Raw genomic sequence first — 9,889 nt, forward strand, 5'->3', positions numbered from 1 at the left:
GCGGCTGATGGCAGGCATTCGTATGCTGCTTTGGTGGCCGGCCTGCGTTACTTGGCCGGCGTGACCGTGGCCTCGTAGGTGAGGATTTCGGTGCCGTTGCCTTCCTCGCCGTTGTCGGGGGCCACCTTCATGGTGAGGTGCCCGCCGTCGGCCGTCATTTTGAACGGGTTGCGCGTGGCCACATGGCCTGCGGTGGACCACTGCTGGAAGGGGACATCGCGGATTACGCTGTGGGATTTGAGGTCGATCATCGCCATGCCGCCGAGTTCGTAGATGGCGCCGGTGCCGCCGGCCGCCGGGGTCTGCGGGAGGTTGGTGATCCCGCTGCAGAGCATCCGGGAGTTGGGCACGTACTGGCAGTCCTGGTAGTCGATGAAGTAGTTCGGGTTCTGCCAGGTCGAGAGCTGCTTGCCCTGCAGATCCCATTCGGCGAAGCGGCGCGAGCCCCAGGTGTTGCCGACCAGGTGGCCGGTCTGCTTGTCCATCACGATCCCGCCGAAGTGGTCCTTCACCTCGAACTGCTTGTGCACGTCCAGGGTGGCCGCGTCGACCCGGTAGATGATGGCGCTGCTGTCCGGCCGGTACTGGGCCACGGGGATCCAGACGTTGGTGCCGTCGAAGTCGATGCCGCCGGGGTGGTACATGTCGCCTTCTCCCAGGACGATGTCCTTTTGCAGGGCGCCGGCCTTGTCCATGACGAACAGGTGGCCGACGCCCTTGCCGGGGGTGCGGTCGAAGCCGTTTTGCGGGGTCGGGAACTTCACGGTCGGTTCGATGATCTGAACGGCCGAGAGGAAGATGTGGTCCTGGCTGTAGGCGATTCCCTCCGTGTGATAGGTCGGGAAGTTCAGCTTCAGCTTGGACGTCTGCTGCCAGTTCGTGTTCCGGTCAACGCCGTTGAAGGCGTCGGCCAGGGCCGTGTTCCTGTCACCGTGGTTGCCGGCGCCGGTGGGGTTGTCTGCGGCTTGGGCGGCCGCGGTGATGCTAATTGCGGACGCGGCCAGGACGATTGCTGCGGCGGCCGTGAGGATGCCTCGGGTGTGAGTCGTGCTCATTCGGGAGCCTCTCAAAGGTTGGATCTCAACAAGAGATCGCAACGTTACTTCCCGGTAATTAATCCCCGATACGGGCAGGTGAACGGCAGATGTCCGGCAGCGGTCCGGTGGACCGGCTTCGTTTCAACGCGGATCTGATCCCCCCACCACTGCTGGCGTGGACCCCTTCAGCCGCTCAGGCGAGGACGGCGAGGCCCGCCAGGGTGCCGCCCTCGCCTTCGGCCAGCAGCCCGACGGCGGTGCCGGAGTTCGCGGGAAAGACCAGATCGGTGATGGTGGCCAGGCCGTCCTGCGCGAAGACCTCGACCGAGCAGCGGTCCAGGAAGACCCGGAGCCGTAGCCGGCCGTCCTCCAAGGAGACGGCAACGCGCTCCACCGACGGGAACGACTCGTGGAAGCCCACGTTGCCGGATTCGGTCCGGTCCAGGCTGAGCTCCGCCGTGCGGCAGTCGTAGGCCAGGACAGTGCGCGCTCCGGCTCCGGCTCCGGCTCCGGCGAGGCCGGCGGATTCCCCGCCCGCTTCGCTGCCGGCCCGGAGCACCAGACCTACCCTGCCGGCGGCGCCGGGCTCGAAGTCCGCATCGATGCGCAGCACATCACCAAAGGCCTCGGCCGGAAGCCAGGTCACCCCGTCCGCCAACGGCTGCCRCTCCAGCGCGAACACCTCGGTACCGTGGCTGTGGAACGGGTCCACCGCCTCCTGCACCAGCACCGGGCGCCCGCCGCGGCACACCAGCCTGACCTCGCGGACCAGGGACATCGCGCTGCGCCAGCCGTCCGAAGGCGTTGAGGCGGCGTACTGCCAGTTGTTCATCCAGCCGATCATGAGCCGCCGTCCGTCCGGGACGTTGCTGAACGACACGGCCGCGTAGTAGTCCCGGCCCCAGTCGAGCCACCCGTAGTCGGCCATCCGGCTGTCGTCGGCCTGCACGCCGTCGGTGACTGTGGTTTCGGAACGAAACGTCATGCCGTCGAAGGTTCCGATGAAGTACTGGCCGCCCGAGCCGCCGGCGATGCCGCCGGGGCTCAGGTTGACCACCAGGACCCACCGGGTGTTGGAGGCGTCGCCGTCCACCGGCAGTTCGAACAGGTCCGGGCATTCCCACACACCTTCCGTGGCGTTCGCCGGGCCGAAGGTGCTCAGGTACTCCCAGGTCAACAGGTCCGCCGACTTGTAGAGGACCACCTCGTGGCGGACCGCCTCGACGGCGACCATCACCCAGTAGCTGCCGGCGGCGCCGTCGTGCCAAAAGACCTTGGGGTCGCGGAAGTCCGCGGAGGCGCGGTCCAGTACCGGGTTCCCGGCGTACTTGGTCCAGGTGGCGCCGTCGTCCGTGCTGAAGGCGAGGGACTGAGCCTGCCGTCCGGCTAGCGGTGAGGCGGGCGAGTACGCGCTGGTGTAGATGGCCACGAGCGGGGGCACGCCTCCAACGCCGAAGCCGCTGGTGTTGTGGACATCGACCACCGCGGAGCCGGAAAAGATGGCCTCCTGCTCATCGCATGCGATGGCCACGGGTTGTTCGTCCCAGTGCTGCAGGTCTGTGGAGGTGGCGTGGCCCCAGGACATGTTGCCCCACTCCTCGCCGTGCGGGTTGTGCTGGTAGAAGAGGTGGTAGGTGCCGTTGGCGTAGACCAGCCCGTTGGGGTCGTTGAGCCAGTTGCGCTCCGCCGAGTAGTGCCACTTTGGCCGGTACTGGCAGTCGAGTTCTGTGAGTGTTTTCATGAGGGTTCTTTGCAGGCTTTCGCGTGAGGAGGCTGGTCAGCCCTTGACGCCGCTGGAGGCGATGCTGTTGATGAAGGATCGCTGGAACGCGATGAAAAGGACCACCACGGGAATGGTGATGAGGGACGCGTAAGCCATCACCTCGCCCCAGGAGACGTTGAGCTGGAAGAAGTACTGGATGCCGATCATCACCGGGCGGAGTTCCTCGGACTGGACCACCATGAGCGGCCACAGGTAGGAGTTCCAGGCGGGCAGGAAGGTCAGGATGGCCACGGTGGCGGTCGCCGGTCCCGCGAGCGGCATCACCACCTTGCGGTAGATGGTGAACCAGCCCGCGCCGTCGATCCGGGCAGCCTCGTCCAGTTCCTTCGGGATGGACTCGAAGTACTGGTGGAACAGGTAGATGGAGAACGCGTTCGCGATGAACGGGATGATCTGGACCTGGTAGGTGTCCAGCCAGCCCTTCGAGATCTCGAGGCTGAACCCGTTGAGCTCAAAGTACGGCAGCTGGTTGACCCACCACACCAGCGGCAGCGCCAGCGTCTGGAAGGGCACGATGAGGGTGGCGAGGATCGCGGTGAACACCACGCGCTTGCCGCGGACCTCCATGCGGGACAGGGCAAACGCGCAGAGGCTGTTGATGAAGATGCCGAGCACCACCGTGACCGCGGAAATGCCTATGGAGTTCATCAGGAAGCGGGCGGCCGGGACCCGGTCGAACACGGCCGCGTAGTTGTCCAGCGAAATGTTGCCGACCGGCAGGAACGCCGCCACCGAGGACATGTCGCCGAAGATCTGCTGGTCCGGCTTGAGCGAGGACACCATCATGAACACGATGGGGAAGGCGGCGACGGCGGCGAACAGGAGGCGGACCGCCGTGGTCGCGGCATTGCCGAGACCCTTGGAAATGAGTGTCTGTTTCACGTCAGTCCTTCTCTCGGGTCAGGTAGCGCTGCACTGCGGAGATCAGCAGGACGAGCACGAAGAACACGAGCGAGATGGCCGAGGCGTAGGAGGTCTCCTGCTGCTTGAAGCCGGAGCGCACCGCCTCGTAGATGATGGTGGTGGTGGAATCGAGGGGCCCGCCCTGGGTCATGACGCTGACCTGGTCGAAGAGCCCGAGCGCCTGGATCGTGATGGTCACCAGGACCAGGGTGCGGGTGTGGGTGAGGCCGGGCCAGGTCACGTAGCGGAACTGGTGCCAGCGGCTGGCCCCGTCGAGTTGGGCGGCCTCGTACAGTTCCCCGGAGATGCTCTGCAGGCCCGCGAGCCAGATGATCATGTGGAATCCTGCGGCCTGCCAGATGGACAGGGCGATGATGGCCGGCATGGCGGTGGCGGGATCGTTGAGCCAGTCCGGGCCGTTGATGAGGCCGAAACTGGCCGCCGACAGCAACTCATTGATCAGGCCGTCCTTGCGGTACATGAACATCCACAGCAGGGACACCACCACCATGGACGTCACCACGGGAAGGAAGTAGATGGTGCGGAAGAAGTTCACGCCGCGGAACTTCTTGTTGATCAGGAGGGCCATCGCCAGGGCGAGTCCGGACTGAACGGGCACCACCACGACGGCGAAGTAGCTGACGTTCAGCAGTGAGCGCCAGAACACGGGATCCGCGAAGAGCCGCGCGAAGTTGTCCGTGCCGATAAACTCGACGGGCCGCGGGGAAACAAGCCTGGCGTTCGTGAATGCCAGGCCGAAGCCCAGGATCGCCGGGAGGAAGACGAAGGCGAGCAGGAGGACCGCGGCCGGGGCGATCATGCCCCACCCGCTGATCTGTTCGCGAATGTGGCGCGGCCGGCGGCGCGGTTTGCTGGGCGGTGCGGCCGGGGCCAGGTCCGCCAGACGGCGGCCGGGGGAGGGGAGTTGGGTGGTTGTCATGGTTTTCTCCGTCGACAGTCAGGGCCTGAGGTACTTTCGACGGCGGTTGCGTACCGCCGTCGAAAGTACCGTTTGGCAGCCGGCTAGTTCTTGTAGCCGCCGTTGGACTTGATGTTGGCGTCGATGGCCTTGACCGACTTGTCCAGCGCCGTCTTGGGGTCGGCGCCGGCCAGGATGTCCTGGACAGCCTTGCCGTATTCGGTGGCGATGAAGGGATAAGCCGGGGTTTCGGGGCGCATCACCGCGTAGTTGCGGGAAAGTTCCATGAAGATCCGGTTTGTGCCGCCTTTGGCGAACGCGGGGATCAGGGCAGCGGCCTCGTCGGTGGCCGGGATGGTGCCCGTTGCCTTCGCCACCGCGGCCAGGTTTTCCGGCTTCAGCGAGTAGGACAGGTAGTCCATGGCTGCCGCGGAGTTGGTGCAGCCGCTGGTCACGCCCCACTGCCAGGAGGCGCCGCCGATCTTGGGGCCGTTCCCGAGGTCCACGGACGGCATGACCACGAGGTCCTTACCTACCGCTGCGCGTGCCTTGTCCGCGGCCCAGGAGCCGGTGTAGAGAAGGCCGCTCTTGTTGTTGAGGAAGTCCTGGGTGGAGTCCTTGCCGCTCTTCTTCGCCATGAAGCCCTGGTCGGCAAGGCCGCGGAACCACTGGGCCCATTCGACGGCCTTGTCGCCATTGAGGACGCCGTCTGCCGACTGGAATCCGTCGCGGTTGATCAGGTCCCCACCGAAGGACTGCAGGAACGGGGAGTAGGCGTAGGGCAGCCATTCGCCGGTTCCGGCGGTACCCATGTCCAGCGGGTATTCCCACTTGCCCAGGGCCTTGAGCTTGGTCAGGGCGTCCTGGAACTCGTCCTTGGTCCACGGCTTCTCGACCGTGGCGACGCGGACACCGGCTGCCTTGAGGTCGGAGGCGCGGGCGAGCATCGCCAGTGCGACGTCATAGGTGCCAACGGCGTAGGTCTCGCCCTCCCATTTGGCCACAGTGCTCGGCAGGTTCTTGGAAACATCCGCGTCGAGTTTCAGGGGTGTCAGGTACTTCGCCCAGGCCCAGTTGGGAACATTGGGGCCATCGATGTCAACAATGCAGGGGAGCTTCCCGGCGGCCGCGGCCGAGGCCACGGAGTCGTTGTAGGAGTCCTGCGGGAACGCCTGGACCTTGATCTTGGCCTTGGCGCCGGCGCTCTTGTTGTAGGAATCGACGATGTTTTCAACCGCCTTGAGTTCTTCGGCGTTGCCCGCGTTGTGGGTCCACATGGTGATCTCATTGGAGCCGGCGGACGGGGCAGAGGCGCTGCCCTTGCTGCAGGCGCCCAGGGAGCCGACAAGTGCCACCGCAGCTACACTGGTGGCGAGGATCCGGGTGAATCGCTTGTTCATGATGGTCAATCTTTCTGCTGAATTTGGGCGTGGGAGATTGCCCCGGGTCCTTCGGGACGCGGCCGGTGCAACGGCTGCGTCCCTTCTTATTGCGGTCCCCCGGGCGGCGGAGCAGTGGAACGGTGGAACAGTGTGGTGATGCCGGCTTGGTGCCGGCAATCGGCTAACTTGGCGGCGGGCCGAGCGACCCCCGCTCAATCAGGGGGCAGTCCAGTTGCGTCTGGACTGCGGGTGCGCCGGGATTTTCGATGTCGTCCAGGAGCCGGTGGACCGCCCAACTGCCCATTTCGTAGTGGGGAAGGGCGACGGTGGTGAGCCCCGGCCACAGGGCGTCCGCGATGATTTCGAGATTGTCGATCCCCACAATGGACACGTCTTCCGGAATGCGCAGCCCCAATGCGGTGGCCGCCTGGTAGGCGCCCATGGCAACCCTGTCACTGAAGCAGAACAGGGCTGTGGGGCGGTCGGGCTGACCGAGCAGGCCCAGGGCGGCCTCGCGGCCTCCCGCGGTTTCGGGCTGGCCGATCACGAGGTGGCGGGGGTCGTGCTGCAGGCCGTGCCGCCGGAGAGCATTGAGGAAGCCTTCCCTGCGGCCGTGCGTGGCGGGGATGTCGTCGATGTTGTTGAGCATCCCGATCCGGGTGTGGCCCGCTTGGATGATTGCTTCAACGGCCGTCTCGGCGGCGCCCACCTCGTCGGGGGTAACCGAGGAGATGGAACTGTCGCGAGTGACGGAATCCAGCAGCACGGTGGGAAGGCCCTCCAGTTCTGCGGGGACCTGCACGCTCTGGTGGTACATCCTGGCATAGACCACCCCGTCCACCTGATGCTGCCGCAGCATGTTGATTTCACGGGTTTCCAGCTCGCTGTCCAGGCCCGAGTTGACCACCATCACCACATAGCCGCGGTCATAGGCTGCGTCCTGCGCCCCGCGGATCATGGCGCCTGCAAAGGGGGTGGTGGTGATTTCGTCACTCACCAGGCCAAGGATCTGGGAGCGCTGGTTGCGCAGTCCGCTGGCCATCTTGTTCGGGGCGTACCCAAGATCCCTGGCCACTTCCCGGACGAGTTGCTGCGTCGCTGCCTTCACCCGGAAACTCGTGGCGTCGTTGAGGGCATGCGACACCGTGGTGACGGAGACCCCGGCAGCCTTGGCTACGTCGCGTATTCCCACTCTTGTCGTCATTGACTTCCCTTTGCAAAACGTTTTGTATCTGGTGTGAGACACGTTACACAAAACGTTTTGCACTTGTCAACGGGACGTCCGCCTTTACCTTGATCCCGGTCCCATGGCGAGGACTTCACGTCACGACACGGGCTCTGTCAGCCGGAAGGGGCCCCGGTTTCGTAGACTCGATGGGTTCGACAATGTCTCCGCTCCAGGGACAAGCCGCCACAGGAAGAGCCATCGATGAAGATTATCGTCCTAGTAAAGGAGGTCCCCGACACGTACGGGGACCGAAAACTGAACCTTGAAACCGGCCTCGCCGATCGAGGAGCAAGTGAGGCAGTCATTGATGAGATCGGTGAGCGGGCCCTGGAGTTGGCCCTGACGTACGCAGACTCGAACGAGGGCACTGAGGTCGCAATCCTTTCCCTCGCCCCGGAGAGTGCGACGGCAACCATCCGCAAGGGGCTTGCGATGGGCGCGGGAAGCGCCACCCACGTCGCTGATGAGGCGCTCCGGGGTGCGGATCTTGGACTTACCGCTGAAACCCTCGCCGCAGCGATCCGTCGCATGGGGTTTGACCTGGTGATCACCGGCAACGTCTCCACTGACGGATCCGGCGGCATGATTCCCGCGATGCTTGCAGAATTGCTTGACGTGCCGCATGCCACCGGCMTCAGCTCCGTCGAAATCGGCGACGGTGCGGTGTCTGGCTCCAGGGCCGTTGACTCCGGCGTGCAGAAGGTCTCAGCGAACCTGCCCGCGGTGATCTCCATTACCGAGGCACTTCCCGAGGCGCGCTTCCCGAACTTCAAAGGCATTATGGCCGCGAAGAAGAAGCCCCTTGAGGTCCTGACCCTGGCGGACCTCGGGGTCACGGCCGACAATCCGGAGGCGGCGCGTTCGATCATGCTGACCGTTGCGGAGAGGCCCCCGCGCGCGGCGGGCGTGAAGATCATCGACGAGGGTGATGCCGGCGAGAAGCTCGCTGAGTTCCTGATCGAAAACCGACTGGCCTAAGGATCAACGACATGACTGAATTCCCTCGTGACGCAATCCTCGTTGTCGTGGAAGCCCGGGCATCCGGTGAACTCKAGAAGGCTGCGGCCGGGCTCTTCGGTGCGGCCGCTGCCGTTGGCACCCCGGTTGCATTGGTACTTACCTCACCCGGCGCCGGGAGCGCCGCCGCCGCGGAGGCCGCGGCCCTTGGTGCCGCGCGCGCACTCATCGCGGAGACTCCGGATCCTTCCGTGCTTGGGGTGCCGGGCGTTGACGCGCTTGCCGCTGCCGCGGAGCAGGTGCAGCCGGACGCGATCCTGATTTCGCATTCCCTGAACGGTCGCGACCTCGCCGGCCGTTACGCTGCCCGTTCGCGTGCGGCGATTTCCGCCGATGCGGTCGGTGTGTCCCGTGATGACGAGGGCGTCGTGGCACACCACTCCATCTACGGCGGCGCCTACAACGTGACGTCGACGTCCACGTTTGGGGCGCCGGTGATTACGGTCCGCCAGGGCTCCATCGAGGCGCGCGCGGCGGCCCAGCCGCAAGCGACGGAGACCTTGGCCGTGACGGGCTCCGAGAAACCGGCCGCGCGGATCGACTCCTTCGAGGAGGCAACTGCCGCCACCTCGCGGCCGGAGCTGCGTGGTGCCGCGAAGGTTGTCGCCGGTGGCCGCGGCCTCGGCTCGGAAGAACAGTTCGCACTCGTTGGACAGCTCGCCGATACCCTCGGTGCCGCCGTTGGTGCGTCGCGCGCCGCGGTGGATGCCGGCTACGTCCCGACGTCGCATCAGGTCGGCCAGACCGGGGTTTCCGTGTCACCACAGCTGTATGTCGCGCTGGGCATCTCCGGCGCGATCCAGCACCGGGCTGGCATGCAGACCGCGAAGATGATCGTCGCCATCAACAAGGACGRGGAMGCSCCGATCTTCSAGGTCGCSGACTACGGTGTGGTCGGCGACGTCTTCAAGGTTGTTCCCCAGCTCATTAGCGCACTTGAGGCCCGGAAGAAGTAGCGATGGCAACTCTGTCTCGGTCCATCCGGCGGGGCCTGCCRCGCGTCGAAGGTGGCGAACCCTGGCCTCCAGCAGGCCAGGCGCCCGCCAGCATTGCCGCGGCGGAAGCGGTAGAAGCGGCAGAAGCGGCCGATCTGTCGGCGTCAGTTTCCGGGGCGGAATCGGCCGCGGCCGCCGCGCCCTCCGCCCCGGCTGCTGTCCAGGAAACGGCGCCGGGTGCGGCGCTTTCAGCGCCGGGCCCGGCGGTGATTTCAGGCTCCGCGCTGGCGCGGCAGCTTCGCCGCGGCCTGCCGCGCGTGCCGGGCGGCGAACCTTGGCCGCCGGCGGGCGAAGCTCCGGTCGCGGTGGCGGCTCTGTCCGGGGCCCCGGCCCCCGGCGCCGCGACGGCATCTGCCGCAGATGCAGCCGCAGATACTGCCGTGGCTGGTGCTGCCGAGGAAGCAGCGGTGCCGGCAACGGAGGCGCCTGCAGCGGCTCCGGCAGACACGCCCGCCACACGGACGACGGGAACCACCTCGCTGCGTCGCGGGCTTCCCCGTGCCCCCGGCGGCGAGCCGTGGCCGCCGGCTGGGCTTGCTCCGGCGGCCGCTGCCGCCCCTGCGGTGCAGGCAGGTCTCCAACATATTGCCGACGCCGAGCTGGAGCCCTCGGCGTCGAGTGCACC

The 9,889-nt window shown here is 66.1% G+C and carries 8 protein-coding genes and 1 pseudogene; 3 read left to right on the forward strand and 6 right to left on the reverse strand.

The features are described from left to right. Positions 1 to 47: 47 nt before the first annotated feature. The 6 genes from AC1D1S_RS06315 to AC1D1S_RS06340 form a co-directional block, all read right to left on the reverse strand. Positions 48 to 1,055: a DUF6454 family protein gene (locus AC1D1S_RS06315; protein WP_028275777.1), complete on the reverse strand. Its 1,008-nt coding sequence runs from the start codon at positions 1,053 to 1,055 to the stop codon at positions 48 to 50. Positions 1,056 to 1,230: 175 nt separating this feature from the next. Next, on the reverse strand, positions 1,231 to 2,778 hold the full coding sequence (locus AC1D1S_RS06320) for a glycoside hydrolase family 32 protein (protein ID WP_476993992.1): 1,548 nt from the start codon (positions 2,776 to 2,778) through the stop codon (positions 1,231 to 1,233). A 36-nt stretch (positions 2,779 to 2,814) separates the two neighbouring features. Continuing rightward, positions 2,815 to 3,702 carry a carbohydrate ABC transporter permease gene (locus tag AC1D1S_RS06325; protein ID WP_439954127.1) on the reverse strand — a complete coding sequence of 296 codons (888 nt, stop codon included), beginning with the start codon at positions 3,700 to 3,702 and terminating at the stop codon, positions 2,815 to 2,817. A 1-nt stretch (position 3,703) separates the two neighbouring features. Then, on the reverse strand, positions 3,704 to 4,663 hold the full coding sequence (locus AC1D1S_RS06330) for a carbohydrate ABC transporter permease (RefSeq protein ID WP_476993993.1): 960 nt from the start codon (positions 4,661 to 4,663) through the stop codon (positions 3,704 to 3,706). Between the two features lie 83 nt (positions 4,664 to 4,746). Further along, on the reverse strand, positions 4,747 to 6,042 hold the full coding sequence (locus tag AC1D1S_RS06335; RefSeq protein WP_476993994.1) for a sugar ABC transporter substrate-binding protein: 1,296 nt from the start codon (positions 6,040 to 6,042) through the stop codon (positions 4,747 to 4,749). A 163-nt stretch (positions 6,043 to 6,205) separates the two neighbouring features. After that, a complete protein-coding gene (locus AC1D1S_RS06340) occupies positions 6,206 to 7,228 on the reverse strand; it encodes a LacI family DNA-binding transcriptional regulator (protein ID WP_476993995.1) in 1,023 nt (340 codons plus the stop codon). Between the two features lie 225 nt (positions 7,229 to 7,453). Between AC1D1S_RS06340 and AC1D1S_RS06345 the strand changes: the two genes are divergently transcribed. The 3 genes and pseudogenes from AC1D1S_RS06345 to AC1D1S_RS06355 all read left to right on the forward strand — a co-directional run. Further along, positions 7,454 to 8,230, forward strand: a complete 777-nt coding sequence (locus tag AC1D1S_RS06345) for an electron transfer flavoprotein subunit beta/FixA family protein (protein WP_476993996.1) — start codon at positions 7,454 to 7,456, stop codon at positions 8,228 to 8,230. Between the two features lie 11 nt (positions 8,231 to 8,241). Beyond that, positions 8,242 to 9,225 carry an electron transfer flavoprotein subunit alpha/FixB family protein gene (locus tag AC1D1S_RS06350; RefSeq protein WP_476993997.1) on the forward strand — a complete coding sequence of 328 codons (984 nt, stop codon included), beginning with the start codon at positions 8,242 to 8,244 and terminating at the stop codon, positions 9,223 to 9,225. 2 nt (positions 9,226 to 9,227) lie between these two features. Further along, positions 9,228 to 9,889: pseudogene (locus AC1D1S_RS06355) on the forward strand (cytochrome b/b6 domain-containing protein); the annotation flags it as partial.

The sequence above is a fragment of the Arthrobacter sp. P1_A5 genome (assembly GCF_056406825.1).